This window comes from Variovorax endophyticus (assembly GCF_025376855.1).
In the GTDB taxonomy this organism is placed as follows: domain Bacteria; phylum Pseudomonadota; class Gammaproteobacteria; order Burkholderiales; family Burkholderiaceae_C; genus Variovorax.
In genome coordinates this window covers 473,953-498,386 of the sequence record NZ_JAHUTH010000001.1, presented here as the reverse complement: position 1 = coordinate 498,386, position 24,434 = coordinate 473,953, and the positions used below count along the sequence as shown (strand labels likewise).

The following is a 24,434-nucleotide window of genomic DNA, read 5'->3' as shown; positions in this document are numbered from 1 at the left end:
GACGAGAAGGAGAGAAGGAACGAAAGGGCGGTCACGCCACGTCAGCCGATGAAGTTGAACAGCGAGAGTTTCTGGATTTCGGCATAGGAGCCGAGGGCCGCGGAGTAGGCGGTCTGCTGGGTCTTGAAGTCGGACAGCGCCTGGATCGTGTCGAGGTCCTCGGCGCGCGAGCGGTCGGCCTCGAGCTGCAGGCTGCGCGAGGACTGGCGGTCGGAGATGCTGTCGACCTGGTTCAGCAGGTCGCCCGCGCGGCCGCGCGAGGCCGACAGCCGCGCGCTCGCGGCGTCGATCTGCACCAGCGACTGCGCCACGTTCTGCGCCAGCTGGCCGCTGCTGTTGCTGCCGTCCTTCACGCCCGCGATCGCCTGGTCGAGCACGCCGAACAGGCTGGTCTTGCCGCTGGGCGCGACGCTCAGCGCATTGCCGTCGGCCGGCACGCCGCTGGCCGTGAGCGAGATCCCGGCGAACTCGATCGCCTGGCCCGCGGTGTAGGGCTGGCCCGATTTGAGCGTGGCCTGCGTGGTGGTGTCGATCACGTCGTAGGTGGTCACGCCGTTGGCGACGCTGAACGCGACGCGGTAGCCGTGGCCGGTCAGCGCCGAGGGATCGACCACCTTGCCGGCGTCGCTGTAGACGTTGCGCGTGCCGGCTTCCTGGCCCACGGTGAACACGCCGTTGCCGGTGGGCACGTCCATCCAGGTGGCGTAGCCGTCGAGCATCGAGGGGATGGCGGTGTCGCTGGCGGCGCCGGCCTGGCCCGCGATGCCGTCGAAGCGCACGCCGCTGCCGTTGTCGACGAAGGGCGCCGCGGTGCTGCCCAGGCCGCCGAACAGCGACTGGCCGTTGCTGTCCTGCGCATTGGCATAGCCGAGCAGTTGGCCGCGCAGCGTGGTCAGGCGCTGCGCGATCGTGGCGCGGTCGGCCGCCGACAGCGTGGCATTGCCGGCGTTCACCACCAGCGTGCGGAACTCGGCCATGGCCGCGGTCGCGCTGCCCAGGGTCGACTCGGCCGTCGAGACCGCGTTGCGCTGCAGCTCCAGCGCGCGCTGGTCGGTGCTGACGCGCGCCATGCGCGTGATGGCGCGCTCGGCCTGCGCGGCGCCGGTCGGGTCGTCGCTGGGGCGCAGCACCTTCTTGCTGGCGCTGAGCTGCTCCTGCAGCTTCGAGAGCTGGGACTGGCGCGTGGTGAGCTGGCGCACCGCGTTGTCGTAGGTGGTGGCACTGGCGAGGCGGGTGGCTGTCATGGTTGTTCCTGTCTCCCGGGTCAGTTCATGTTCTGCAGCAGCGAGTCGAAGATGCTCTGCGCGATCTGGATCATCTTGGACGAGGCCTGGTAGGCCTGCTGGTACTGCAGCAGCTTGGCGGCTTCCTCGTCGAGGTTCACGCCGGCCTGGCTGGTGCGGTCGGTCTCGAGCGAGGTGGCGATCGAGCCCGAGATCTCGGCCGCGTACTGCGCGCTCTGCGAACGCACGCCGACCTGCGCCATCAGCGCGGCATAGCCGTCGGTCATGGGGGCGCCGTCGAACACCGTCTTGTCGCGCAGGGCCAAGAGCGCCTGCGCATTGCCGGCGTTGCTGCCGCCGTAGGCGGTGGTGGCGGCCTGGACGGTGATCGTGTCGCCGGCCTTGGGCGTGCCCGACAGCACGATGGTCCAGCCGTTGTAGCTGATCGGCTGGCCCGCCACGTAGGGCACGCTGGTCGGGTTGCCGGTGCCGTTGCCCGACACGTCGAAGCCGCCCGCGCCGTTGAAGGTCAGCGTGACCGGCTGGCTGAGGTTGGCATTGGCCGAGGTCGCGGCCAGGCTGCCGACCGCCATGCCGCCGGTGTTGCCGGTGCCCACGCGCGCCTCGACCGGGCTGCCCGCGGCCAGCCCGCGCGCCGAGCGCAGCACGGTCGCCATGTCGCCGGCGGCCGAGGCATAGGGCTTGAGCACGAAGCTGTCGCCCTCGGCCGCGCTGCCCGACTTCAGGTCGAGCTTGAGGCCGTCGATCTCGATCGGCATCGGGCCCGTGAAACTGGTGGTCTTGCCGTCCGACAGCCGCTGCACCTCGATGCTGCCGCCCGCGCCGAACTTGACCTGGTAGCTCGAGGCCGAGAGCGCCGAGGTGTTCGATACCGTGGCGCCGATCACCGCGTTGCCCGTGTTGCTCGCGGCGCCCATGGCATCGGGGATCGCGATCGGCTTGAAGAAGTCGCCGCCGGGGTTGCCGTCGAGGTCCACGCCGAGCCGGTGCTGGGCATTGATCTCGGTCGTCAGGGTGAGCGCCATGCGGCCCAGGCCGTCGCGCGCCTCGGCCAGGTCGCTGTTCTGGAAGCGCAGCAGGCCCGCGACCGCGCCGCCGCCGAGCGTGGCCTCGTCGATGGTGGTCGACAAGCCGCTGCGCATCAGCGTCAGCTTGCTCTGGTTGGCGTCGTCGGTGCTCATCGCGACCTGCGCCGCCTTGTTGCCCAGCACCAGCGCCTGGCTGCCCACGAACACGCTGAGCGAGCCGTCGTCGGCCTGCACGGTGGTGGTCTGCACCTGCTGGTTGAGCTCGCGCAGCAGCTGGTCGCGCTGGTCGAGCAGGTCGTTCGGGCTCTGGCCGCCGCCGCTGGCGCGCGCGATCTGCTCGTTGAGCGTGGCCAGCCGCGCGGCCAGGCCGTTGATGCTGCGCACCGCGTCGCCGAGCTGCGAATTCACGCCCTTCTGCAGGTCGTCGAGCCGGGTCTGGGCGTCGCGCATGCGCGCGGCCATCTCGTCGGCGCGGGTGATCACCACGTTGCGCGCCGTCACGTCGGTCGGCGTGCTCGCGATGTCGGAGAAGGCGTTGAGCAGGTCCGACACGGCCGCGCCCAGGCCGGTCTTGCCGCCCTTGAAGATGTCCTCGAGCGAGGACAGGCGTGCCGCCCGCGTCTCGTCCATGGCCTGCACCGACTGCGCGGCCGCGGCCTGGCGCGTGAGGAACTCGTTGTGGGCGCGCTCGATGGTCGTGACCTCGACGCCCTTGCCGATGTAGCCGCTGCCGGTGTATTGGCCCGCGACCTGGCCCATCACGGCGGTCTGGCGCGAGTAGCCGACGGTGCTGGCGTTGGCGATGTTGTGGCCGGTGGTCGACAGCGCGACCTGGTTCGCGAGCAGGGCGCGGGCGCCGACGTTGAGCAGACTCATGGCGGGATCTTTCTCGAGGACTGGCCTGTGCGCTTCAGGTGCGCTGGATCTTCAGCGTGGTGTGGATCGCGCGGCTGAGCTTGGCCGCGTAGGCCGGGTCGGTGGCATAGCCGGCGCGGTGCAGCTCGCTCGCGTAGGCGCTGACCGAGCTCACGCTGGCGCGCGCCTTCTCGTAGCGCGGCGAGTTGCCGATCAGGCGCGCGTAGTCGCGGAACGACTCCTCGTAGGAGTCGTAGGCGCGAAAGCGCGCCGTCACCTTGCGCGGCTCGCCGCCGATGTATTCGGTGGTGGTCACGGCCACGGTGGGGCCGGTCCAGCTGCCGCCGGCCTTGATGCCGAACAGGTTGTGGGAGGGGGTGCCGTCGCGGTGGCGGATCTCGCTGCGGCCCCAGCCGGTCTCGTGGCCGGCCTGGCCGATCATGAAGCTGGCGGGAATGCCGGTCTCGCGCGACACGCGCTCGGCCGCGTCGTCGTGCTGCTCGACGAAGCTGCGCTGGTTGGCGGCCGGCTTGATGCGCGCGGCCTCGGCGCCCAGCGCGATGGTCGGGGCCTTGGCGGCGCCGCTCATCTGCTGCGTGAGCTGGCGCGTGATCGCGTCGGTGAGGCCGCCGGGCAGGCCCGAGAGCTGCACCGCGAACTGCTGGTCGAGCAGGTCGGTGCCGAGCTTCTCGCCGTCGCTGTCGAGCAGGCCCGATTTCATGGTGGCCTCGCGCATGCTCTTGATCAGCTCGCGCATGAACAGCGACTCGAACTGCTTGGCCGCCTCGCGCACCGCCTTCGGGTCGTTGCCGTTGGCCGCGAGCTTGAGCGCGTCGAGCGAGCGCGCGTCGGCCGCCAGCCCCTGGCCGGTGGACGGCGAGATGGACATCGCGGACAGCGAAGTCTGCATCGACATCAGATCACCTCGAGTTCCGCGTTGAGCGCGCCCGAGGCCTTGATGGCCTGCAGGATCGCCAGCAGGTCCTGCGGCGTGGCGCCCAGCGAATTGAGGGCGCGCACCACGTCGGCCAGCAGCGGCGCGGCCGGCACCTGGATCATGGTGCCGGGCTCCTGCTTGATCTGGATCGAGGCCTGCTCGGCCACCACGGTGCGTCCGCCCGACAGCGGCGCGGGCTGGCTGATCACCGGCGCCGAGCTGATCGTGACCGACAGGTTGCCGTGCGCGATGGCGCAGGGGCCCAGCGTCACGGCCTGGTTCAGCACGATCGAGCCGGTGCGCGCATTGATCACCACCTTGGCCGCGGGCGTGCTGGCCTCGAGCGTGAGCTCCTCGAGCTCGGCGATGAAGTTCACGCGCGCATTGGCGTCGGTGGGCGCGCGCACCTGAACCGTGCGCCCGTCCATGGCACGCGCGGTGCCGGTGCCGAGCTTGCGGTCGATGGCCTGGGCCACGCGGCGCGCGGTCTGGAAGTCGACCGCGTTGAGGTCGAGGTTCACGCTGTCGCCGTCGAGCAGCGGCGAGGGCACGCTGCGTTCCACCTGCGCGCCGTTGGGCACCCGGCCCGCGCTCAGGTGGTTGATCTGCACCTTGCTGCCCGCGGCCGCGGCGCCGGCGCCGCCGACCACCATGTTGCCCTGCGCGAGCGCGTAGATCTCGCCGTCGGCGCCGCGCAGCGGCGTGGCCACCAGCGTGCCGCCCTTGAGCGACTTGGCATTGCCCATCGAGGAGACGTTGACGTCGAGCTGCTGGCCCGGCTGCGCGAAGGCCGGCAGCTGCGCCGTGACGATCACCGCCGCCACGTTCTTCAATTGCAGCTGCGAGGCGCGGTTGTCGGGCAGCGTGATGCCCAGCTGCTGCAGGTAGTTGGCCACGCTCTGCGTGGTGTAGGGCATCTGCGTGGTCTGGTCGCCGGTGCCGTCGAGGCCGACCACCAGGCCGTAGCCCGTGAGCTGGTTGCTGCGCACGCCCTGCACGGCGGCGACTTCCTTGATGCGCAGCGCATGCGCCTTTTGCGCGGGACCGAGCGCGAGCAGCAGCATGCCGGCCACGCCGAAGGAGAAGGCGGCGAGCCGGCGGCGCAGGCGGTGCTTCGGTGAAAGGGACATGGCGTCGTTCATCCTCAGAACGGCAGCACGCTCATGAAGAAGCGGCCCAGCCAGGGCATGACCTGCGATTCCTGCTGCGCGCCGCGGCCGCGCGACTCGATGCGCACGTTCGCCACCTGCGTCGACAGCACGTTGCTGCCGGCCTGGATCGAGCGCGGATCGATGGTGCCCGAGAAGCGCAGCACGTCCACGTTCTGGTTCACGCCGATCTGCTTCTCGCCGGTCACCACCAGGTGGCCGTTGGGCTGCACGTCGATCACCGTCGCGGTGATCGAGCCCTGGAAGGTGTTGGCGCTCTCGGTGCCGCCCTTGCCCGCGAAGTTGTGGGCCGACTCGGCATTGGCGCCGGCGCGGCCGAAGGAGTTGGCGGCGAAGAAGGGCAGGGCCGAGATGCCGGTGTCGATGCTGCTGGTCTTGCCGATGGTCGAGGTCGACTTCTGGCTCGCGCTCACGTTCTCGACGATCGAGATCGTCACCGTGTCGCCGATCATGCGCGCGCGCCGGTCCTCGAACAGCGGCCGGTAGCTCGCGGTGCGGAACAGGCTGCCCGTGGCCTGGCGCGGCACGGCCGCCATCGGCGAGGCGCTCACGGGCGGCGGCGCGGTCGAGGGCATCTCGACCTGCGGCGTGTTGGCCAGCGTGGTGCAGCCGCCGGCCACGACGAGGGCGAGGGCGGCGAAGGCCGCGCGAAACAGTGGAAGTCTCACAGCTGCCCCAGCTTCTGCAGCATCTGGTCGCTGGTCTGGATGGCCTTCGAGTTCATCTCGTAGGCGCGCTGCGTCTGGATCATCGAGACCAGCTCCTGCACCACGTTCACGTTCGAGGTCTCGAGGAAGCCCTGCATCACCGTGCCCAGGCCGTTGGTGCCCGCGGTGCCGCCGTTGGGCTGGCCCGAGGCGGCGGTCTCGGCATAGAGGTTCTCGCCCAGCGGCTCGAGGCCGGCCGGATTGATGAAGTTGACGATCGCCAGCGAGCCGATGTTCTGCGGCGTGGCATTGCCCGACAGCGTGGCCGAGACCGTGCCGTCGCTCGAGATGCTGACGCTGGTCGCGGTGGCGGGCACCGTGATGCCGTTGGCCACCGGCAGGCCCGAGGAGGTGACCAGCCGGCCCTGCGCGTCGACCTGGAACGAGCCGTCGCGCGTGTAGCCGATGGTGCCGTCGGGCTGCGTGACCTGGAAGAAGCCGTTGCCCTTGATCGCGAGGTCGAACTGGTTGTTGGTCTGCTGCATGCTGCCTTGCGAGAACGAGCGGCTGGTGGCGACCGTGCGCACGCCCAGGCCCAGCTGCAGGCCGGTGGGCAGCTGCGACTGCTCGGTGCTGTTGGCGCCGACCTGGCGCAGGTTCTGGTACATCAGGTCCTCGAAAACCGCGTTGGCGCGCTTGTAGCCCGTGGTCGAGACGTTGGCGAGGTTGTGCGAAATCACGTCCAGCTGGGTCTGCTGGGCTTCCATGCCGGTCTTGGAGATCCAGAGCGAATTGATCATGGCGAGGGTCTTTCTCTTGCGATGGGCATCAGCCCTGGACGTTGAGCAGCTGCGCGGCCGACTTGTCGGAGTCCTGCGCGGACTGCAGCAGGCGCAGCTGGCTGTCGAACTGGCGCGCGGCGGCGATCATTCCGACCATGGTCTCGATCGGGTTCACGTTCGAGCCCTCGAGCGCGCCGGTCTCCACGCGCGCGGTGGCGTCCGAGGGCAGCGGCTCCTGCGAGGCGGTGCGGAACAGGCCGTCCTCGCCGCGGCGCAGCGGGTCGTCGGCCGTGGGCGTGGCCAGCTTGAGGCGGCCCAGGGTGGAGGAGGGCTGGTCGCCGGTCTTGGCGCTGACCGTGCCGTCGCTGCCCACCGACAGCTCCGAGCCCGGCGGCACGTCGATCGGCGCGCCGCCGTCGGACAGCAGCGGCAGGCCCGAGCTGGTCATCAGCGTGCCTTCGGGCGAGACCTGGAAGGCGCCGGCGCGGGTGTAGGCCTCGGTGCCGTCGAGGCCCTGCACCGCGAACCAGCTGCGGCCCTGCGCCACCATGTCGAGCGCGCGGCCGGTGCGCTGGATCGCGCCGGGCTTGTCGTCGTGGCCCGAGGTGGCTTCCATCGCGAACACGCGCGTGGTGGCGCCGTCGCCGCGCAGCGGCACCGCGCGGAAGGTCGAGAGCTCGGCGCGAAAGCCCTGGGTCGAGGCGTTCGCCAGGTTGTTGGCGAGCACGCCCTGGCGCTGCGCTGCGGCGCTCGCGCCGCTCATGGCGGTGTAGATCAGGCGGTCCATCGCGCGTCGCTTCCGGTGCGTTCGATCAGCGCAGGTTGATCAGCGTGGACATGACCTGGTCCTGCGTCTTGATGGTCTGCGCGTTGGCCTGGTAGGCGCGCTGCGTGCTCATCATGTTGACCAGTTCGGCCGTGAGGTCGACGTTCGATTCCTCCAGCGCGCCCGAGCGCAACTGGCCGAAGGTGCCTTCGCCGGGCGCGCCGCGCACCGGCTGGCCCGAGGACGCGGTCTCGACCCAGTAGCCCGAGCCGCTGGGCGCCAGGCCCTGGGCGTTGCGGAAGCTCACCAGCGCGACCTGGCCCGCGGCCTGGGTCTGGCCGTTCGAGTAGGTGGCGGTGATGACGCCGGTGTCCTCGATCTTGATGCCGGTGAGCTGGCCGGCGGTGTAGCCGTCCTGCGTGAGGTCGGACACCGCGAAGCGCGCGTTGACCTGGGTCATCCGGCTCAGGTCCAGCGAGGCGGTGAAGGTGCGCGTCGGGTCGTTGGGCGAGGACAGCGTGAGCGGAGGCACCGTCGAGGTGGTGGTGTTCAGGCTGCCGTCGGCGTTGAAGTTGAGCTGGAACGGCGTGGAGGCCGCGGGGTCGCTGCCGTTCACGCTGGTGTAGACGTTCCAGCTGTTGTTGGCGGTCTTCTGGAAGTACAGGCCGACCGGCACCTCGAGGCCCTGCGCGTCGTAGGCGGTCAGCGAGGTGCCGTAGGTACGGATCGGCGTCGGCGGCGTGGCGGTGGAAGCCACCACGGCGCTGGCGTCGAGCGTGATCTCGGCCGCCATCTTGGTGGTCTGCTTGGCGGGGATGGGCGCGCCGGTGGGCAGCTTCAGCGGGATCGCGTCGTAGCTCTGGCGCACGCCGTTGGCGTCGGTGGCATAGCCCATCACCTGCGCGCCGCTGTTGGTGATGATGTTGCCTTCCTTGTCCTGCTTGAAGTTGCCGGCGCGGGTGTAGGCGGTGGTGCCGTCGGGGGCCCTGACCTGGAAGAAGCCGCCGCCGTTGATCGCCACGTCGAGGTCGTTGCCGGTGATCGACAGCGAGCCCTGCGAGAACTGCTGCGAGACATCGGCCACGCCCACGCCCAGGCCCACGTTGGTGCCGCCGATGGCGCCGGCCGAGCTGGCATAGATCTCGGCGAACTCGGCGCGCGAGGACTTCATGCCGGTGGTGCCCGCGTTGGCGATGTTGTGGCCGATCACGTCGAGGCTGCGGCTGGCGGCGTTGAGACCCGAGAGTGCCTGTTGAAAGCTCATGGAGTGGCTCCTGTGTGCTGGATGGAAGGGATGTCTGTCAGAGAACGGCGTGCAGGTTGGCGTAGGGCGTCTTGCCCGCGGTCAGCAGCGTGAGCGAGAGGCCGCCGCTGGCATCGCTGCCCACGGCCACCACTTTGTCGCGCATCAGCGCGACCGCGTCGACCTTGTCGCTGCCGTTGGTGGCAATCACCTTGAACTGCAGCGGCGTGTCGGCCGGGTACGTGGAGGAGTCGAGCGTGAAGCCGTGCTGGCCCGCGTCGAGTTCGCCGAGCGAGACGGTGTCGATGACCTGGCCGCCGGCGGTGGTGACCTGGATCTTCACGCTGGTGGCCTTGGCCGGCAGCTCGATCGCGCCCACCGCGGTCTTGGCCGTGGTGTCGAAGGCCAGCTGGTTGCCCTCGGTCAGCACGCCGCGGCCCACCAGGTTGCCGGCCTGCAGCACCTGCATGGCCGACATCTGGGTGTTCATGTTCTTCATCGTGTCGTTGAGCTGCTGGATGCCCGTGACCGTGTTGATCTGCGCGATCTGCGAGGTCATCTGCGCGTTGTCCATCGGATTCATCGGATCCTGGTTCGCGAGCTGGGCGACCAGCAGCTTGAGGAAGCGGTCCTGCGCCTCGGCGGTGCCGCTGGCGGAGATCGACTTGCTGTCCGCGCTCGAGCTCGGCACGTAGGTGGTGCCGGTGAGGTTGGAGGTGGCGGCGGTGGAGGTCATGCGCGGGCGTCCGGAAGAAGGGTGTGCGGTGGGGTGGCGCTCACTGGCCGATCTGCAGCGTCTTGAGCAGCAGATTCTTGGCCGTGTTCATCACCTCGACGTTGTTCTGGTAGGAGCGCGAGGCCGAGATCATGTTGACCATCTCCTCCACCGCGTTCACGTTCGAATGGGTCACGTAGCCCTGGGCATCGGCCATCGGGTTGGCGGGCTCGTGCACCTTGCGCCCGGGCGTCTGGTTCTCGGTCACCGAGTCCACGCGCACGCCGGCGCCGGTCTCGCCGTCGAGCGCCACGGTCTGGAACACCACCTGGCGCGCCTTGTAGGGCTGGCCATCGGGGCCGGCCACCGCGTCGGCATTGGCCAGGTTGCTGGCCACCACGTTCAGGCGCTGCGACTGCGCGCTGACCGCGCTGCCGGAGATGCCGAAGATCGAGAACATCGACATGGCTTATTGCCCCTGGATGGCCGCGAGCAGCGTCTTGCCCTGGCCGTTGATGAAGCGCAGCGTGGCTTCGTAGCGCACCGCGTTGTCGGCGAAGGCCGCGCGCTCGCGGTCGAGGTCGACGCTGTTGCCGTCGAGCGAGGGCTGGGTCTGGACCGCGTAGCCGCCGCTCGCGCCGCTGCCACCGGTTCCGCCGCCCGAAGTCAGCGGGATGTGGCGTGCGTCGGTGCGGCCATCGGCGCTGGCACCCGAGGCGGCGCGCGGCGTGCCGCCGCCCGTGGCCTCGCGCATCGCGTCGGCGAAGCTGAAGTCGCGCGCCGCGTAGCCGGGCGTGTCGGCGTTGGCGATGTTGCTCGCGATGTCGCGCTGGCGGTCGGCACGCAGCACCAGCGCTTTCGCCTGGAAATCCAGTGAGTTCGTCAGTTTGTCGAGCATGGGCCAGGGTCCTCGCGAAGGGGGTGGGCGTGAGCGCCCGTGCGGAAATTGTGGGAGCCGCGCCGATTTCGGAAGCGCGGATGAAAGGCGGCTTTTTCGGCCTTATCGCGGCTTTGGGGTCGGGGCGCACTGCCTACAGTGCGGGTCGCGGTGCGCCGGGCCGAGGCGCGCGCGTTCCGCATTTCCGTTGCCGCACACCCCCCGGAGGAGCCCATGGCCATCCCCGCATTCCCTCTCGCCGCCGGCGCGCTGCTGCTCGCCGCCTGCACAGCCTTCAGCGCCTTCGCCCAGCAGGCGCCGTCCGAAGGCGCCGAGGCCGGCGAGGCCTTCGCCGCCAGCACGCGCCAGTGGCTCGACGATGCCGTGGCCCAGGCCCAGTCGGCCAATCCCGCGCCGCTGCGCATGGAGGTCGCCATCGGCGCGCTCGACAACCGTCTGCGCCTGGCGCCCTGCAGCCGCGTCGAACCCTACATCCCCACCGGCCTGCGCCTGTGGGGCCGCACCCGGCTCGGGCTGCGCTGCGTCGAGGGTGGCGCGCGCTGGAACGTGTTCCTGCCGGTCACCATCAAGGCCTTCGGGCCGGCCTGGGTGCTGCGCGACAACGTGCTGCCCGGCACCGTGCTGAGCGCGGCCGACGCGGTCGAGGCCGAGGCCGACTGGGCCGCCGATCCCTCGCCCGTGATGGCCGACGCCACCCAGTGGGTGGGGCAGGTCGCCTCGCGCTCGCTGCAGGCCGGCCAGCCGCTGCGCCAGTCGATGGTGAAGCCGGCCCAGGCCTTCGCCGCCGGCACCCAGGTGCGCGTGGTGGCCCAGGGCCAGGGCTTCGAGATCGCCACCGAGGCCCAGGCGCTGACGCCGGGCGTGGTCGGCCAGATGGTGCGCATCCGCATGGAGAATGGCCGCATCACCACCGGCGTGGTGCAGGATCCGCGTACCGTGCGCCTCTCGATGTGACCGGCGCGGCGCAAAAAACTTCGAAAAAGTCCTCAAGTCCGTCGAACGGCGGTCGAAATCCTGGGGACGAAGCCCCCGCCCGGGGCCAGGAGCCGCCATGAAGATCAACCCGTTGCAAGATCCCGCCGTCGCGGCCGCCACCGGCGTGGCCGCGGCCGCGAAGACCGGCCGGGGCGCCACGCCCGCGGTGGCCGATGCGGGCGACGCCACCGGCACGCCGGTCAGCGTGTCGGCCTCGGCCCGCACGCTGGAGGCCGCCGCCACGGCCGGCAACGGCATCGACGAGGCGAAGGTGGCCGCGGTGCGCGCCGCCATCGCCGACGGCAGCTTCAAGGTCGATTCCGGCGCCATCGCCGACAAGCTCCTGGCCAACGCCCAGGAATTCCTGAGCCGCGCAAGGAACTGATGCCATGCCCGATACCCGTGCTTCCGCCGAGATGCTGCTGAGCGAGGTCGAGGACCAGCTCGACCGGGTCGATGCCGGCCTGCGCTGCGCCGAACCCTCGGACCTGCTGCAGGCCAGCGGCGAGCTGCGCCGTTGCGCCACCGGTTTCGCGCGCGCCCTCGAGGCCGCGCTGTCGGCCGAGGCGCTCGACGCCGAATTCCGCCGCCGCGTCGAGGCCGTGGCCCAGCGGCTGTCGAACCAGCGCGACAGCGTCGCGCGCCGCACCGTCATCGTCGACCGCAGCCTGGCCTCGCTGCTGGGGCCGCGCCCCGATGCCACCTACACCATGCCCGGCGAGCGCAGGATGTTCGCGGGCCTGCGCTCGGCCCACGTGCCGGCGCACTGACCGCGACGGCTACGAAGGCTTCGGCGCGCGCTCGAAGCAGTAGAACAGGTTGGGTTCCGACAGCAGGTAGAGCCGCCCGTCGGGCCCGACCGCCACGCCCTCGGGCTGCGGCACCTTGCGCTGCAGGCCGCCGAAGCCGCGCCACAGCGGCAGCATGCTGACCGGGCGCCCATCGCTCGCGTACTCCACCACCAGTGCCGACTCGTCGCTCAGCAGCAGCAGGTGGCCGGTCGCATCGTGCAGCGTGACCGAGGACAGGTCGCTCATGAACAGCGAGCCCGCGCGCGAGGACTTCCATTCGCTGATGTCGATGTTGAAGCCGCTCGCGGAGGGCGCGTCGGGATCGAGCCCGGTGATCACCAGCACGCGCATCGGCAGCTTCTCGCGCACCACGTACAGGCGCCTGTGCACGCCGTCCCAGGAGATGCCCTCGAAGCTGCTGTTGTGCAGCCGGTCGATGCCGATGCCCAGGCTCGGTCGGCCGGCCACCGACACACGCTGCGTGTCGCGCCCGATCCGCACCCAGTACATGCGGTGGCTGTCCTCGTCGGAGATCACGTAGCCGTCGCCCTGCACGTAGGTGATGCCCTCCGGATCCTTCACCCCGTCGAGCCCGATCACGCGCAGCAGCCGGCCCTCGGTGTCGAGCTCGGCGATCTGCGGCGGGCGGTTGATGACCGTGAAGAGGGTGCCGGTCTCGGTGTTGAAGGTCAGGCCCGAGGCATTGCGCGTCAGGCCCTGGATCGGCAAGCCCTCGACCGCCACGCGGTAGTCCGGCAGCCACAGCGCATTGTTCGCCCATTGCGCCGCGCCCAGCGTGGTGCTGAGCCAGTAGTAGCCGAGCGCGGGCACCTTGAAGTACCAGCCGAAGGCCACGCCGAATGCGAGCACGATGGCCAGGAACAGGGTCTTGCGGGATCTGGCTCGGGTCATGCGGGCGGAGTCTAGCGTTCAGACCACCGAGAGAAGCCAGTCGAGCAACTGGCGCTGCCGGCCCGCAGCCGGCTTCTGCGGCGACAGCAGGAAATAGCCCGAGCCGTCCGCGACGAAGCCCAGCGGCGCCGCCAGCACGCCGCTTTCGAGGTCGTCGCAAACCAGGTGCCAGGGCCCGATCGCCACGCCGAGCCCGGCGACCGCCGCCTGCAGGCTGAAATAGAAATGCTCGAAGACCTGTTCCCTGCCGCCGGCGCCGGCCGAGGCGCCCCGCAACCGGGTCCACGAGGGCCAGGCCTGCGGCCGCGTGCGCGTGTGCAGGCGCACCGCGTCGCTCCGCAGCGAGGGGCCCGCGCCGGCGGTGTCGAAGAAGGCGTCGACCCGGCCCGGGCTGCACACCGGGCCGATCTTCTCCTCGAACAGCGGCTGCGCGTGCACGCTCGCGGGCCATGCGAAATCGTTGCGCCGGATCGCGAGGTCGATGCCGTCGTCGAAGGAGAACGGCCCGCCACCCGCCACGAGATGCACCGCGGCCTCGGGATGGCGCGCCTGGAAATCGGGCCAGCGCGGGATCAGCCAGCGCATCAGCAGGGTCGGCTCGCACGAGAGCACGAGCGGCGTCTCGCGCGCCGAGTGCCGCAGCTCGCGCGTGGCCTCCTCGATCAGGCCGAAGCCCTCGTCCACCGCGAGCTGGAGCCGGCGCCCGGCCTCGGTGAGAAAGACACCGCGGTTGCGCCGCTCGAACAAGGCCAGGCCCAGGTCGTCCTCGAGCATGCGCACGGCGCGGCTGACCGCGCCATGGGTCAGATGCAGGCTGTCGGCCGCCTGGCTGAAGTTCTGGGTCCGGGCCGCGGCCGCGAAGCAGCGCAGTGCCATCAGCGAAGGCAGGCGCGAGGAATTCTGTTGTGAGCCAGGCTCACCGTTGGTGTCAGCAATCATCGTTTGTCCTGGGGCGGGTCTCTGCATAGATTTGAGCGTCCGGCCCCGCCGTCCACCCGATCCCCATGATGCAGGAACTGTCAGCACAACTCACCCAGCCCGAGCGGCTCGCACTGACGATGGGCGATCCCTCGGGCATCGGCCCCGAGATCGTGGCCCGTACCTTGTTGAACGCCGAATGGGCCCGGCGCTGCGTGCTGGTCGGCGATCCGCGCGTGATGCGCCAGGCCTTCGAGGCCCTGGATGCCGGCGCGAGGCTGCGCGTGGCGGCGTCGATAGACGACATGGCGCACTCGCCCGGCACGGTCAACCTGCTGGCCGCGTCGCGGCTCGAGGCGCTGCCGCCCGTGGGCGCCGTGCATGCGGCCAGTGGCCGGGCCGCTTTCGACGCGGTCGAGGCCGCGATCGATCTCGCGCAGGCGGGCCGCGTCGCGGGCATCGTCACCGCGCCGATCCACAAGGAAGCGCTGGTCGCCGCCGGCCTGCGCTATCCGGGCCACACCGAGATCCTGGCCGAGCGCACCGGCTGCAGGGTCGCGATGATGCTGGCCAACGACGAACTGCGCACCGTGCTCGTGACGGCCCATTGCGCGCTGCGCGAGGCCATCGAGCGCGCCGACTTCGCGGCGCAGGTGTCGGCGATCCGGCTCGCGCACCGGGGCGCCCGGGCCTTCGGCATCGTGGCGCCGCGCATCGCGGTGGCCGGGCTCAATCCGCATGCGGGCGAGGGCGGTCTGTTCGGCGACGAGGAGCAACGCACCATCGCGCCCGCGATCGCCGCCGCGCGGCGCGAGGGCATCGACGCCAGCGGACCCTGGCCCGGCGACACGGTGTTCATGCAGGCGCGCCAGGGGCGCTTCGACGTGGTGGTGGCGCAGTACCACGACCAGGGGTTGATCCCGGTCAAGTACCTCGGGCTCGACAAGGGCGTGAACATCACGCTCGGCCTGCCTTTCGTTCGCACCAGCCCCGACCACGGCACCGCCTTCGACATCGCGGGGTGCGGCATCGCCGACGCCGCCAGCCTCGAGGCCGCGCTCGACATGGCCGCGCGCCTGGCGGCTGCCCACCGAACCACGAGAAAGACCGGACCATGAGCGGCTTCGAATTCATCTTCATGCTCACGCGCCACGACCGCACCGTGGCCGACGCGGCACGGCACCTGGCGACGGCGCTCGCGGCCGGCGTGCGCCACATCGGCTTCAAGGACATCGGGCTGCCGATGGCCGAGCTCGAGGGCCTGCACAGAAGCATCCGCGACCACGGCGCCTCGAGCTACCTCGAGGTCGTCTCGCTCGACCGCGACAGCGAGATCGCCTCGGTCGAGATGGCGTGCCGGCTCGGCGTCGACCACCTGCTCGGCGGCACGCACGTCGACGACGTGCTGCCGCTGCTCGAGGGCACGGGCATCCGCTACTACCCGTTCGCGGGCCGGGTCTCGGGGCATCCGAGCGTGCTCGGCGGCTCGATCGAGGAGATCGTGGCCAGCGCCCGCGCGATCGAGAGCCGGCCCGGCGTGGCGGGGCTGGACCTGCTGGCCTACCGCGCCGCGCTCGACGTGCCGCGGCTGATGCGCGCGGTGTGCGCGGCCGCGGGCAAGCCGGTGATCGTGGCGGGCTCGATCGACACACCCGAACGCATCGCGGCGATCCGCGCCAGCGGTGCCGCGGGTTTCACGGTGGGCACGGCGGCGCTCGACGGGTGCTTTCCGGCGCCCGGCCGAAGCCTCGAAAGCCAGCTCGCCGCGATCCTCGGCGCGCGATGAAAAAAGCACCACCGCGGCGCGGCGCCTGGTGAGCGTCAGTGCGAGCGCATCTTCGCGCGCAGCCGCGCGATCGACTGGCTGTGCAGCTGCGAGACGCGCGACTCGGTCACGCCGAGCACGGCCGCGATCTCCTTGAGGTTCATGTCCTGCTCGTAGTACATGCCCATGATGTGGCGCTCGCGCTCGGGCAGGCTGTCGATGGCGCCCACCAGCGCCTGGCGCAGCCGTTGGTCCTTGAGCAGGCTCATCGGGTCGGCGTCGGCATCGGCCAGGTGGCGGTCGAGGAAGCCCGACTCGCCCTCGGCATCGGTGCCGCCGCCCATGTCCTCCAGGTACACGAGCTGGGTGCCGCGCACGCGGCCCAGCAGGCTCTGGTAGTCGGCCAGCGGCATCTCGAGCGCCTCGGCGATCTCGGACTCGGCGGGCGCGCGGCCCAGCTTCTGCTCGAGCGCGCGCACGGCCTGCTCGATCTGCTTCTGGCTCTTGCGCGAGCCGCGCGAGAGCCAGTCGCCGTCGCGCAGCTCATCGAGCATGGCGCCGCGGATGCGCTGGGTGGCGAAGGTCTCGAACTGCACGCCCTGGCTGGCCTCGAAGCGCGACAGCGCATCGGCCAGGCCGATCATTCCGACCTGGATCAGGTCGTCGAGCTCGACGTTGGGCGGCAGCTTGGCGATCATGTGATGCGCCAGCCGGCGCACCAGCGGCACGTGCTGCCGGATCAGCGCATCGCGGTCGAGCCGGCCCTTGGGCGTGTACATCTGGGAGAGCGGGGAAGCGGCCTGCATGTCGTGTCGTGGGGCGGAACGCTCCTCAGAGTTCGCCCGCGCCGGGCGAGAAGAACAGTTCGAGGTCGGCCGGCTGCGGATCGAAGGGCGAGCGCTGCGCCGCGCGCATCGAGTCGCGCACCAGCTCGGCGGCCAGCGCCGGCTTCCAGTCCTGCGAGGTGCGCGGGCCATGGGCCACGCCGCGCAGCACCAGCTGGTGGCGGATCAGCGTGTCGAGCGCCGGGCCCAGCTTCACGGCCTCGTCGGTCTTGCTCAGCACGGCCTGGCGCGCGCCGCCGATCTTGAAGCTGGCGGCCATCTCGTCGAGCGTGTCGCCGTGCGCGCCGGCGTTGAGCACCATCAGGCGCGACACGCCGGGCAGGTCGAGCAGGTCCAGCAGGTCGCGCCGGCGAGGATCGCGCGGCGCCAGGCCTGCGGTGTCGATCAGCACCATGCGCTTGCCGTGGAACAGCGCGAGCAGCTCCTGCAGCGCGGCGCGGTCGTGCGCGAGATGCGCCACCACGCCCATGGCGCGGCCGTGGGCGCGCAGCTGCTCGTGCGCGCCCGCGCGGTGCATGTCGAGCGTGATCAGGCCGACGCTGGCCGGGCCGTGCAGTCGCACGCACTGGGCCGCGATCTTGGCGGCGGTGGTGGTCTTGCCGACGCCGGTGGCGCCGACCAGCGCGTAGACGCCGCCTTCCTCGGCCAGCGTGGGCGCGGCGGGGTCGAGGCCGAGCATGGTCTCGAGCGCGCCCATCATGCGGCGCACCGCGCCGGCCGCGTCGTTGTCGAGCGCGATCGATTCGAGCACGCTGCGCGCGAGCGCGGGCGAGTAGCCGGCGCGCAGCAGCTTGAGCATCAGGTTCGAATGCACCGGGTTCTGCCGCGCCGGGCCGAGCCAGGCGAGGGCGTTGAAGCGGCTCTCCATCAGCGTGCGCATGGCCTGCAGTTCGGCCATCAGCGCCTGCTGCGTTTCGCTCGCGGTGTCGGTCACGGGGGCCGGCGCGGCGACGGGAGCGGGGCGTGGCGTTTCGGTGGCGGCGGGTGCGGCGGTGGGCGCGAAGGCCGCGCGGGCCGGCGCTGCCGAGGGCGTGGCGGGCACGGGCGCCGGCGATGCGGCCTCCTGCTGGCGCCGCAGCATGCGTTCGCGCACGTAGTCCTGGAACGACAGCGTGCTCATGCCGAGCTCGGCCACGTCGGCCTCGACGATCGCGCGCGATTCGGCGCTCGCGAGCGGGGCCGGTGCGGGTGCCGGCGCGGCGGGTTGCGGTTGCGCGATGGCGGGCGCGGGCACCGGCTTCGGCGGCGTCCACGCGGGCGCCGACAGCGTGCCCTGCGTGCCTTGCAGGATCGCGCGGCCGGCTTCGAGCGCGCTCAGGCTGTCCTCGGCCGCGGCCACCACTTCCACGCCGTCGTCGAGCTGGCGGTTCGAGAGGATCAGCGTGCCGTCGCCGAAGACATTGCGCGCCAGCGCCATCGCTTCGCGGGCGGTCGGTGCGGTGAAACGTTGGATGTTCATGCGGAGGCTCCTCGCAGGATCGGGCCGATGCGGATCGTGTGGGTTTCAGGGATTTCGCTGTGGCCGAGCACCTGCATGCGCGGCGCGGCGCGGCGCACCATGCGCGCGATGGCGTTGCGGATCGCGTCGGGCACCAGCAGGCAGGCCGGCACGCCTTGCTCTTCCTGCTTGAGCGCGACCTCGGCGGCGGTGCGCGTGAAGATCTCGACCACGCCCGGATCGAGCGCGGGCGCCTGGGCATTGCCCAGGGCCTGCATCAGCAGGCGCTCGAAGGCGGGCTCGATGGCGATCACGTCGAGCTCCTTCACCGGGCCGTAGATCTGCTGCACGATGGCCGGCGCCAGCGCCACGCGCACGCGGCGCGCGAGTTCGGCCGGGTCGGTGGTGCTGCCGGCATGTTCGGCCAGCGTCTCGACGATGGTGCGGATGTCGCGGATGTGCACCGACTCTTCCAGCAGCAGTTGCAGCACCTTCTGGAACGTGGACAGCGGCACCAGCTTGGGCACGACTTCCTCGATCAGCTTGGGCGCCAGTTTGTTCACGTGTTCGACCAGTTGTTGGGTTTCGGTGCGGCTCAGCAGGCGCGCCGCCTGCACCTGCATCAAATGTGACAGGTGGGTGGCCATCACGGTCTCCGAATCAACGACGGTGAAACCGCTCATTTGCGCGGCTTCCCGCTGCCGCTCCTCGATCCAGTGCGCCGGCAGGCCGAAGGCCGGATCGGTGGTGGGCGTGCCGATCAGCGGGGTGGTGATGCCGCCCGGATTGATCGCCAGGTACATGCCCGGATGCGCCTCGCCCTCGGCCACCACCACGCCGCGCAGGGTGACGCGGTAGCTGCTGGGCTTGAGCTCGAGGTTGTCGCGCACGTGCACCGCGGGCGGCAGGAAGCCCACCTCCTGCGCGAACTTGCGGCGCACGCCCTTGATGCGCGTGAGCAGGTCGCCCTGGCGGCTCTTGTCGACCAGCGCGATCAGGCGGTAGCCGAGTTCCAGGCCCAGCAGGTCCACCGGCTGCAGGTCGTCCCAGCTGGCCTCGGCATCGGGCGCGGGCGGTGCCGGCGGCGCGGGCGCGGCCGGCGGCGGGCGGCGCGACAGCCGCCAGGCGCCCCAGCCCAGCAGCGAGGCGATCGAGAGGAACACCACGTGCGGCATGCCCGGGATCACGCCCAGCAGGCCCAGGATGCCGGCCGTGAGGCCCAGCACGCGCGGCGAGGTCAGCAGCTGGTCGACGATCTGGCGGCCCACGTCGTCCTCGCGGCCCACGCGCGAGATCACCATCGCCGCGGCGACTGAGATCAGCAGGCCCGGCACCTGCGCCACCAGCGCGTCGCCGACCGCGAGCAGCACGTAGGTGTCGGCCGCCTTGCCGGCCGACAGGCCGTGCTGCAGCACGCCGATGGCGAAGCCGCCGACGATGCTGATCACCAGGATCAGGATGCCGGCGATCGCATCGCCGCGCACGAACTTGGAGGCGCCGTCCATCGAGCCGAAGAAGTTGGCTTCCTCGGCCACCTCGGCGCGGCGGCGGCGAGCTTCCTTCTCGTCGATCACGCCGGCGTTGAGGTCGGCGTCGACCGCCATCTGCTTGCCGGGCATGGCGTCGAGCGTGAAGCGCGCCGACACCTCGGCGATGCGCTCGGCGCCCTTGGTGACCACCACGAAGTTGATCACCACCAGGATCGCGAACACGATCAGGCCGACCGCGAAGTTGCCGCCGATCAGGAAGTGGCCGAAGGATTCGATCACCGCGCCCGCGGCGCCCGGGCCGGTGTGGCCCTCGAGCAGCACCACGCGCGTGGAGGCCACGTTGAGCGACAGCCGCATCAGCGTGGTCAAGAGCAGCACCGAGGGAAAGGCCGCGAAGTCCAGCGGGCGCACCATGTAGGCCGCCACCATCATCACCATCAGCGCGACCGCGATGTTGAGCGTGAAGAAGCCGTCGAGCAGCCAGGGCGGGATCGGCAGCACCATCAGCGCGAGGATGGCCACCACCAGCAGCGGCGCGGCCGCGCGCTGGAACATGCCGCCGCGCTCGCCGAGCCACTGGCGCAGGGCGAGCGGGTTCATGGACGCACTCCGGCGACGGGTTCGGCGGCTGCCGTTGCAGGCAGCTTGCGGTGCGGGTCGAGCTCGGGCGCCACGTAGGGATCGGGCACGCCCTGCGGCATCGGGCCCTCGCCGCGCAGCGCGGCCTTCAGGCGGTAGACGTAGGCCAGCACCTGGGCCACGGCGGTGAACAGGCTCGAGGGAATGGGCTGGTCGATCTCGGCATGGGCGAACAGTGCGCGCGCGAGCATCGGCGACTGCACCACCGGGATGCCGTTGGCATTGGCGATCTCGCGGATCTTCATCGCGAGCAGGTCGGCGCCCTTGGCCACCACCTGCGGTGCGTTCATGGTGGCCTCGTCGTAGCGCAGTGCCACCGCGTAGTGGGTCGGGTTCATCAACACGAAGTCGGCGCGCGGCACGGCCGTGATGCTGGCGCGCTGCGAGATCGCGCGCGCCGCGCTGCGCTGCCGGCCCTTGGTATGCGGGTCGCCGTCGGATTCCTTGTGCTCCTGCTTGACTTCCTGGTGCGACATCTTGAGCTTCGACAGGTGGAAGAAGCGCTGCAGCGGCACGTCGATCACGGCGGTGGCGAACACCACCAGCAGCAGCAGGCCCACGCCGGTGGCGAGCCAGTCGCCGAGCGCGCGCAGCGCCGAAGGCGAGGGCTGCAGCACCGTGCGCACCACCTCGCCGATCGAGCCGGCCACGTAGTACCAGCCGATGGCACCGAGGATGGCCGCCAGCAGCACCAGCTTGGCCACCTGCGCGAGCTGCTGGCGGCTGAAGAGATTGCCCAGGCCCTTGAACGGGCTCAGGCGCGAGAGGTCGGGCGTGATCGCCTTGGTGCTCGAGACCCAGCCGCCGACCGCGAGGCTGCCCGCGACCGCCGCGCTCAGCACGATGGCGGCGAACACCACGCAGGCCACCAGGCCCAGGCCGGCGAAGGTCGACAGCCGCGACAGCATGTCGGCCGGGTCCTGCACGCTGGCCGCGTTGAAGACCAGCGCCTGCGCGAGCGTGCCGCGCATCTGCTCGAAGGCGGTGGGCGCGAGCAGCAGCAGCGCGACCGCGCCGGTGCCCATCACCGCGAGGTGCGACAGGTCCTTCGAGCGCGGCACCTGGCCGTCGCGGCGCGCCTGGTCGATCTTGCGCTGCGAGGCGGGGAGCTGGCGGTCCTGGCTGTTCGATTCCATGGCGGTGGCGCTCGCTCAGGGCTGGGTGCGGCCCGGGGTGGCGGCGGGCGCCGCGCCGGCGGGTGCGGCGGGCGCATCGGCGCCCTCGGGCTTCTTCTGTTCCTTGGCGAGCTCGGTGGCGATGGCCTTCACCGCATCGTTGCCCTCGAGGCGCGCGTTGCCGAACAGGCGCGACTCGGCGTCGCGCGTGAGCACCACGATGCTGATGCGGCGGTTCAGCGGGGCCAGCGCATTCTTCTTGTCGAGCAGGTCGCTCGCGGCCAGGCCGACCACGCGCACCAGCTTGTCGTCGGGCATGCCGGCGGCCACCAGCTCGCGGCGCGAGGCATTGGCGCGGTCGGCCGACAGTTCCCAGTTGCCGTAGCCGCGGTCGCCGTTGCCGTAGGGCGCGGCATCGGTGTGGCCGGCCAGGCTCACGCGGTTCTCGATGCCGTTGAGCGCACCGCCCACCGCGCGCAGGATGTCGTGCATGTAGGGCTTCACGATCGCGCTGCCGGTGTCGAACATCGGGCGGTTCTGCGCGTCGACGATCTGGATCTCCAGGCCGTCGGAGGTCACCTCGAGCTTGATCTGCGAGCGGAATTCGCGCAGCTTGGGATTGCTCTCGATCATCTCCTCGATGCGCGCGCGCAGCGCTGCCATGCGGCGCGCATCCTGGCGCGCCTGCTCGAGCTTGAGGCTGTTGTCCTGGCCGATCTTCTTCGGGTCCATGGTGCTGCCGTCGGTGCGCCGCACCTCGCCGGTGGTGCGCGTGAGGTCGCGCCCGCCGCCGGGCACCACGCTCGAGGCGCTGCCCGCGCCCGAGCCGCCGGCCATCTCGACCTTCATCGGCGAGTTGAAGTAGGAGGCGATGCCCTGCAGGTCGCCCTTGGCGGTCGAGCCCAGCAGCCACATCAGCAGGAAGAAGGCCATCATGGCCGTCACGAAGTCGGCGTAGGCGATCTTCCAGGCGCCGCCGTGGTGCGCATGCGTGGTCTTCTTGACCCGCTTGATGATGATCGGCTGGAGCTTGCGGGTCCCGGGCGTGGTGGCCATGGCGTTGCCTCTTGCGCTGGGCGCTCTACTTCTTCTTCACGTGGGTCTCGAGCTCGGTGAAGCTCGGCCGGTCGGTCGAGAACAGCACCTTGCGGCCGAACTCGATCGCGGTCGTGGGGTTGTAGCCCTGCATGCTCGCCAGCAGGGTGGTCTTGATGCACTGCAGTTCCTTGGTGCCTTCCTCGGCCTTCTGCTCGAGCAGGCCGCCCAGCGGCTCGACGATGGCGTAGGCCAGCAGGATGCCCAGGAAGGTGCCGACCAGCGCCGAGCCGATCATGGCGCCGAGCACCGCCGGCGGCTGGCCGACCGAGCCCATGGTGTTCACCACGCCGAGCACCGCGGCCACGATGCCGAAGGCCGGCAGGCCGCCGGCCAGCCGCGCGATGGCGGCCACGGGCGCATGCGATTCCTGGTGGTGGGTCTCGATCTCGCTGTCCATCAGCGACTCGATCTCGTGGCTGTTGAGGTTGCCCGAGGCCATCATGCGCAGGTAGTCGGTGGTGAACTCGACCACGTGGTGGTCCTTCGCCACGTTCGGGTGCTTCTGGAACAGCGGCGAATCCTGCGGCGCCTCGATGTCCTTCTCGATCGACATCAGGCCTTCCTTGCGCGCCTTCTGCAGGATGTCGTAGAGCAGCGCCATCAGCTCGAGGTAGCGCGCCTTGGTGTACTTGGAGCCCTTGAGCGCGGTCGGCAGCGCCTTCAGCGTGGCCATCAGCACCTTGCGCTGGTTGTTCACCACGAAGGCGCCGAGCGCGCCGCCGCCGATCACCATCAGCTCGATCGGCAGCGCGTGCAGCACCACGCCGATGTTGCCGCCATGGATGATGTAGCCGCCGAAGATGCAGCCCAGCGCGACGAGGTAACCGAGGATGACGGACATGGGGCGAGACGAGTTCCTGGAACCCCTATTGGGCCTCGGAGACGCCCCGCGCATTCCATGAAAAAAGGGCCCTGCGGGGGCCCTTATCTTCTGTTTGCCGCGGCGGCCTCGGCGTTCGTCACTGCAGCTGGATGCCGCCCGCGCCCGAACCCTTGCCGGCGCGCGCCGGCGGTTCGCACAGGCCGCAGACGAAGTGCTGCGCGTTCTCGTAGGGCTCGGTCACGAAATGGCCGCCGCAGCGCGAGCAGGGCGTCATGGCGAGCATCTGGTTCTCCATGAAGCGCACCAGCCGCCAGGCGCGCGTGATCGACAGCTGCGGCTCCAGGCCGCAGGCGCCGGTCTGCTCGGTGTACAGGCCGTAGGCCTTGATCAGCGCGTCGACCGGCTCGAGCTCGCTGGTCTTGTGGAGGTAGGTGTAGATGTTGTGGAACAGCGAGGCGTGGATGTTCGGCTGCCAGGTGAGGAACCAGTCGGTCGAGAAGGGCAGCTGGCCCTTCGACGGCGACTTGCCCGCCACTTCCTTGTAGAGGCGCAGCAGCCGTTCGTACGACAGCTCGGTCTCGCTCTCCAGCACCTGCAGGCGGGCGCCCATCTCGATCAGATGGACCGCGCGCTCGATCTGCCGGGACTCGCCCAGCACGCTCTTCGGATTGGCCATGCCTTGTCAGCTCGCGGAACGCGGCGCCTCAGTACGAGGTTTCCGCGAACCGGCTCGACATGACGATGTTGGCGTGCAGCTTCAGCGTCTCGTCGTTGGCCGTGCGGGTGCGCACGTTGTGGTTGGTGAGCAGTCCCCAGACCATGTCGTCGGTGGCGCGGAAGCGGCACAGCAGCATGTTGCTGGAGGCCAGCTTCATGATCTGCGCCGGCGACAGCGTGTCGATGAGGTCCGCGGATTCCTCGGAAATGCCGAGCCGGAACAGGGCCTGTGCCTTGTCTTCCCGGATGAGGCTCTGCGCCAGCATCAGGTAGGTGAGGTTGGCTTCCTTGATCTCGGCGAGCAGCTGTTCATTGGTCATGAGTGCCTCCTCCTAGGCGGGCAAAAGTGCCCTTGGCGACCGTGTACTTTCAGTTTAATCACAAATGTCAGCTTCAGTAAACATTTGTTAAAAATGTACAGCAGTAGGTGGATTCCTACAAAAAAACTTTGGCCTGACGTTGTCCGATGGTAAGTGCTTGCAACCGCAGCGCCCCAAAACTGTGACGTTGTCGACCAAAACGAATACTAAGGCACGCATGGCGAAAGACTTATTTCGACAGGGATAGATAAATCTATCGATATCAAGACATTCATGGCTTTCCTCGCGCGCTTTACAAGCTGTT

The 24,434-nt window shown here is 70.2% G+C and carries 26 protein-coding genes; 5 read left to right on the top strand and 21 right to left on the bottom strand.

Annotation, left to right across the window (positions count from 1 at the left end; genetic code table 11):
* Window positions 1-41: 41 nt before the first annotated feature.
* From flgL to flgB, 11 genes are read right to left on the bottom strand one after another with little or no spacing between them, the layout of a single operon-like run.
* Entirely contained in the window at window positions 42-1,244 is a 1,203-nt protein-coding gene (flgL, locus tag KV106_RS02150) for a flagellar hook-associated protein FlgL (protein WP_261205879.1), read from the bottom strand.
* Between the two features lie 20 nt (window positions 1,245-1,264).
* Entirely contained in the window at window positions 1,265-3,148 is a 1,884-nt protein-coding gene (gene flgK, locus KV106_RS02145; protein ID WP_261205877.1) for a flagellar hook-associated protein FlgK, read from the bottom strand.
* A 34-nt stretch (window positions 3,149-3,182) separates the two neighbouring features.
* On the bottom strand, window positions 3,183-4,037 hold the full coding sequence (flgJ, locus tag KV106_RS02140) for a flagellar assembly peptidoglycan hydrolase FlgJ (RefSeq protein ID WP_261205973.1): 855 nt from the start codon (window positions 4,035-4,037) through the stop codon (window positions 3,183-3,185).
* A gap of 5 nt (window positions 4,038-4,042) precedes the next feature.
* Window positions 4,043-5,194: a flagellar basal body P-ring protein FlgI gene (locus tag KV106_RS02135; RefSeq protein WP_057595366.1), complete on the bottom strand. Its 1,152-nt coding sequence runs from the start codon at window positions 5,192-5,194 to the stop codon at window positions 4,043-4,045.
* A gap of 14 nt (window positions 5,195-5,208) precedes the next feature.
* The gene (locus tag KV106_RS02130; RefSeq protein WP_057595347.1) at window positions 5,209-5,901 is read right to left on the bottom strand and encodes a flagellar basal body L-ring protein FlgH; all 693 of its coding nucleotides are present in this window, start codon (window positions 5,899-5,901) and stop codon (window positions 5,209-5,211) included.
* The gene (flgG, locus tag KV106_RS02125) at window positions 5,898-6,680 is read right to left on the bottom strand and encodes a flagellar basal-body rod protein FlgG (RefSeq protein WP_057595348.1); all 783 of its coding nucleotides are present in this window, start codon (window positions 6,678-6,680) and stop codon (window positions 5,898-5,900) included. Before flgG ends, KV106_RS02130 begins: the two co-directional genes overlap by 4 nt.
* Window positions 6,681-6,708: 28 nt before the next feature.
* Window positions 6,709-7,449: a flagellar basal-body rod protein FlgF gene (flgF, locus tag KV106_RS02120; RefSeq protein WP_057595349.1), complete on the bottom strand. Its 741-nt coding sequence runs from the start codon at window positions 7,447-7,449 to the stop codon at window positions 6,709-6,711.
* Between the two features lie 25 nt (window positions 7,450-7,474).
* Complete coding sequence (gene flgE / locus KV106_RS02115; protein ID WP_057595350.1) at window positions 7,475-8,692, bottom strand: flagellar hook protein FlgE; 1,218 nt, start codon at window positions 8,690-8,692, stop codon at window positions 7,475-7,477.
* Window positions 8,693-8,729: 37 nt separating this feature from the next.
* The gene (locus tag KV106_RS02110) at window positions 8,730-9,407 is read right to left on the bottom strand and encodes a flagellar hook assembly protein FlgD (RefSeq protein WP_261205875.1); all 678 of its coding nucleotides are present in this window, start codon (window positions 9,405-9,407) and stop codon (window positions 8,730-8,732) included.
* Window positions 9,408-9,447: 40 nt separating this feature from the next.
* Entirely contained in the window at window positions 9,448-9,852 is a 405-nt protein-coding gene (gene flgC / locus KV106_RS02105) for a flagellar basal body rod protein FlgC (protein ID WP_057595352.1), read from the bottom strand.
* 3 nt (window positions 9,853-9,855) lie between these two features.
* On the bottom strand, window positions 9,856-10,284 hold the full coding sequence (gene flgB / locus KV106_RS02100) for a flagellar basal body rod protein FlgB (protein ID WP_261205874.1): 429 nt from the start codon (window positions 10,282-10,284) through the stop codon (window positions 9,856-9,858).
* 213 nt (window positions 10,285-10,497) lie between these two features.
* On the opposite strand from flgB, the gene flgA reads away from it, so the two are divergent.
* The 3 genes from flgA (at window position 10,498) to KV106_RS02085 (ending at window position 12,029) form a co-directional block, all read left to right on the top strand.
* Window positions 10,498-11,238 carry a flagellar basal body P-ring formation chaperone FlgA gene (gene flgA / locus KV106_RS02095; RefSeq protein ID WP_057595354.1) on the top strand — a complete coding sequence of 247 codons (741 nt, stop codon included), beginning with the start codon at window positions 10,498-10,500 and terminating at the stop codon, window positions 11,236-11,238.
* A gap of 97 nt (window positions 11,239-11,335) precedes the next feature.
* Complete coding sequence (gene flgM / locus KV106_RS02090) at window positions 11,336-11,644, top strand: flagellar biosynthesis anti-sigma factor FlgM (RefSeq protein WP_057595355.1); 309 nt, start codon at window positions 11,336-11,338, stop codon at window positions 11,642-11,644.
* A gap of 4 nt (window positions 11,645-11,648) precedes the next feature.
* Entirely contained in the window at window positions 11,649-12,029 is a 381-nt protein-coding gene (locus KV106_RS02085) for a hypothetical protein (RefSeq protein ID WP_057595356.1), read from the top strand.
* A gap of 9 nt (window positions 12,030-12,038) precedes the next feature.
* On the opposite strand, the gene KV106_RS02080 is transcribed toward KV106_RS02085, so the two are convergent.
* Both KV106_RS02080 and KV106_RS02075 read right to left on the bottom strand, forming a co-directional pair.
* A complete protein-coding gene (locus KV106_RS02080; protein WP_261205873.1) occupies window positions 12,039-12,962 on the bottom strand; it encodes an SdiA-regulated domain-containing protein in 924 nt (307 codons plus the stop codon).
* An 18-nt stretch (window positions 12,963-12,980) separates the two neighbouring features.
* Window positions 12,981-13,901: a LysR family transcriptional regulator gene (locus KV106_RS02075; RefSeq protein ID WP_261205872.1), complete on the bottom strand. Its 921-nt coding sequence runs from the start codon at window positions 13,899-13,901 to the stop codon at window positions 12,981-12,983.
* Between the two features lie 65 nt (window positions 13,902-13,966).
* Between KV106_RS02075 and pdxA the strand changes: the two genes are divergently transcribed.
* The gene (gene pdxA, locus KV106_RS02070; protein WP_261205871.1) at window positions 13,967-14,998 is read left to right on the top strand and encodes a 4-hydroxythreonine-4-phosphate dehydrogenase PdxA; all 1,032 of its coding nucleotides are present in this window, start codon (window positions 13,967-13,969) and stop codon (window positions 14,996-14,998) included.
* Window positions 14,995-15,666 carry a 4-hydroxythreonine-4-phosphate dehydrogenase gene (locus KV106_RS02065; RefSeq protein ID WP_261205870.1) on the top strand — a complete coding sequence of 224 codons (672 nt, stop codon included), beginning with the start codon at window positions 14,995-14,997 and terminating at the stop codon, window positions 15,664-15,666. The genes pdxA and KV106_RS02065 overlap by 4 nt, the downstream gene beginning before the upstream one ends.
* A 35-nt stretch (window positions 15,667-15,701) precedes the next feature.
* Here the strand turns inward: KV106_RS02065 and KV106_RS02060 are convergent, their stop codons facing one another.
* From KV106_RS02060 to flhD, 8 genes are all read right to left on the bottom strand, one after another.
* Window positions 15,702-16,424 (bottom strand): RNA polymerase sigma factor FliA, encoded by a 723-nt coding sequence (locus KV106_RS02060; RefSeq protein WP_261205972.1) that lies wholly within the window; start codon window positions 16,422-16,424, stop codon window positions 15,702-15,704.
* A gap of 52 nt (window positions 16,425-16,476) precedes the next feature.
* Window positions 16,477-17,949, bottom strand: a complete 1,473-nt coding sequence (gene flhF / locus KV106_RS02055) for a flagellar biosynthesis protein FlhF (protein ID WP_261205868.1) — start codon at window positions 17,947-17,949, stop codon at window positions 16,477-16,479.
* On the bottom strand, window positions 17,946-20,018 hold the full coding sequence (flhA, locus tag KV106_RS02050) for a flagellar biosynthesis protein FlhA (RefSeq protein WP_082321543.1): 2,073 nt from the start codon (window positions 20,016-20,018) through the stop codon (window positions 17,946-17,948). The genes flhF and flhA overlap by 4 nt, the downstream gene beginning before the upstream one ends.
* Window positions 20,015-21,193 carry an EscU/YscU/HrcU family type III secretion system export apparatus switch protein gene (locus tag KV106_RS02045; protein ID WP_057591774.1) on the bottom strand — a complete coding sequence of 393 codons (1,179 nt, stop codon included), beginning with the start codon at window positions 21,191-21,193 and terminating at the stop codon, window positions 20,015-20,017. The genes flhA and KV106_RS02045 overlap by 4 nt, the downstream gene beginning before the upstream one ends.
* Window positions 21,194-21,208: 15 nt before the next feature.
* Window positions 21,209-22,228 carry a flagellar motor protein MotB gene (motB, locus tag KV106_RS02040; protein WP_082321545.1) on the bottom strand — a complete coding sequence of 340 codons (1,020 nt, stop codon included), beginning with the start codon at window positions 22,226-22,228 and terminating at the stop codon, window positions 21,209-21,211.
* 25 nt (window positions 22,229-22,253) lie between these two features.
* Entirely contained in the window at window positions 22,254-23,111 is an 858-nt protein-coding gene (motA, locus tag KV106_RS02035) for a flagellar motor stator protein MotA (RefSeq protein ID WP_057591773.1), read from the bottom strand.
* A 118-nt stretch (window positions 23,112-23,229) separates the two neighbouring features.
* Window positions 23,230-23,769: a flagellar transcriptional regulator FlhC gene (gene flhC / locus KV106_RS02030; protein WP_057591772.1), complete on the bottom strand. Its 540-nt coding sequence runs from the start codon at window positions 23,767-23,769 to the stop codon at window positions 23,230-23,232.
* A 28-nt stretch (window positions 23,770-23,797) separates the two neighbouring features.
* Complete coding sequence (flhD, locus tag KV106_RS02025; RefSeq protein ID WP_057591771.1) at window positions 23,798-24,130, bottom strand: flagellar transcriptional regulator FlhD; 333 nt, start codon at window positions 24,128-24,130, stop codon at window positions 23,798-23,800.
* Between the last annotated feature and the right edge of the window lie 304 nt (window positions 24,131-24,434).

What these genes read in the sequence shown, in the direction of transcription:
- flgL (WP_261205879.1), bottom strand. Translation starts at nt 1,244, where the DNA reads ATGACAGCCACCCGCCTCGCCAGTGCCACCACCTACGACAACGCGGTG.
- flgK (WP_261205877.1), bottom strand. Translation starts at nt 3,148, where the DNA reads ATGAGTCTGCTCAACGTCGGCGCCCGCGCCCTGCTCGCGAACCAGGTC.
- flgJ (WP_261205973.1), bottom strand. Translation starts at nt 4,037, where the DNA reads ATGCAGACTTCGCTGTCCGCGATGTCCATCTCGCCGTCCACCGGCCAG.
- KV106_RS02135 (WP_057595366.1), bottom strand. Translation starts at nt 5,194, where the DNA reads ATGTCCCTTTCACCGAAGCACCGCCTGCGCCGCCGGCTCGCCGCCTTC.
- flgG (WP_057595348.1), bottom strand. Translation starts at nt 6,680, where the DNA reads ATGATCAATTCGCTCTGGATCTCCAAGACCGGCATGGAAGCCCAGCAG.
- flgF (WP_057595349.1), bottom strand. Translation starts at nt 7,449, where the DNA reads ATGGACCGCCTGATCTACACCGCCATGAGCGGCGCGAGCGCCGCAGCG.
- flgE (WP_057595350.1), bottom strand. Translation starts at nt 8,692, where the DNA reads ATGAGCTTTCAACAGGCACTCTCGGGTCTCAACGCCGCCAGCCGCAGC.
- KV106_RS02110 (WP_261205875.1), bottom strand. Translation starts at nt 9,407, where the DNA reads ATGACCTCCACCGCCGCCACCTCCAACCTCACCGGCACCACCTACGTG.
- flgC (WP_057595352.1), bottom strand. Translation starts at nt 9,852, where the DNA reads ATGTCGATGTTCTCGATCTTCGGCATCTCCGGCAGCGCGGTCAGCGCG.
- flgB (WP_261205874.1), bottom strand. Translation starts at nt 10,284, where the DNA reads ATGCTCGACAAACTGACGAACTCACTGGATTTCCAGGCGAAAGCGCTG.
- flgA (WP_057595354.1), top strand. Translation starts at nt 10,498, where the DNA reads ATGGCCATCCCCGCATTCCCTCTCGCCGCCGGCGCGCTGCTGCTCGCC.
- flgM (WP_057595355.1), top strand. Translation starts at nt 11,336, where the DNA reads ATGAAGATCAACCCGTTGCAAGATCCCGCCGTCGCGGCCGCCACCGGC.
- KV106_RS02085 (WP_057595356.1), top strand. Translation starts at nt 11,649, where the DNA reads ATGCCCGATACCCGTGCTTCCGCCGAGATGCTGCTGAGCGAGGTCGAG.
- KV106_RS02080 (WP_261205873.1), bottom strand. Translation starts at nt 12,962, where the DNA reads ATGACCCGAGCCAGATCCCGCAAGACCCTGTTCCTGGCCATCGTGCTC.
- KV106_RS02075 (WP_261205872.1), bottom strand. Translation starts at nt 13,901, where the DNA reads ATGATTGCTGACACCAACGGTGAGCCTGGCTCACAACAGAATTCCTCG.
- pdxA (WP_261205871.1), top strand. Translation starts at nt 13,967, where the DNA reads ATGATGCAGGAACTGTCAGCACAACTCACCCAGCCCGAGCGGCTCGCA.
- KV106_RS02065 (WP_261205870.1), top strand. Translation starts at nt 14,995, where the DNA reads ATGAGCGGCTTCGAATTCATCTTCATGCTCACGCGCCACGACCGCACC.
- KV106_RS02060 (WP_261205972.1), bottom strand. Translation starts at nt 16,424, where the DNA reads ATGTACACGCCCAAGGGCCGGCTCGACCGCGATGCGCTGATCCGGCAG.
- flhF (WP_261205868.1), bottom strand. Translation starts at nt 17,949, where the DNA reads ATGAACATCCAACGTTTCACCGCACCGACCGCCCGCGAAGCGATGGCG.
- flhA (WP_082321543.1), bottom strand. Translation starts at nt 20,018, where the DNA reads ATGAACCCGCTCGCCCTGCGCCAGTGGCTCGGCGAGCGCGGCGGCATG.
- KV106_RS02045 (WP_057591774.1), bottom strand. Translation starts at nt 21,193, where the DNA reads ATGGAATCGAACAGCCAGGACCGCCAGCTCCCCGCCTCGCAGCGCAAG.
- motB (WP_082321545.1), bottom strand. Translation starts at nt 22,228, where the DNA reads ATGGCCACCACGCCCGGGACCCGCAAGCTCCAGCCGATCATCATCAAG.
- motA (WP_057591773.1), bottom strand. Translation starts at nt 23,111, where the DNA reads ATGTCCGTCATCCTCGGTTACCTCGTCGCGCTGGGCTGCATCTTCGGC.
- flhC (WP_057591772.1), bottom strand. Translation starts at nt 23,769, where the DNA reads ATGGCCAATCCGAAGAGCGTGCTGGGCGAGTCCCGGCAGATCGAGCGC.
- flhD (WP_057591771.1), bottom strand. Translation starts at nt 24,130, where the DNA reads ATGACCAATGAACAGCTGCTCGCCGAGATCAAGGAAGCCAACCTCACC.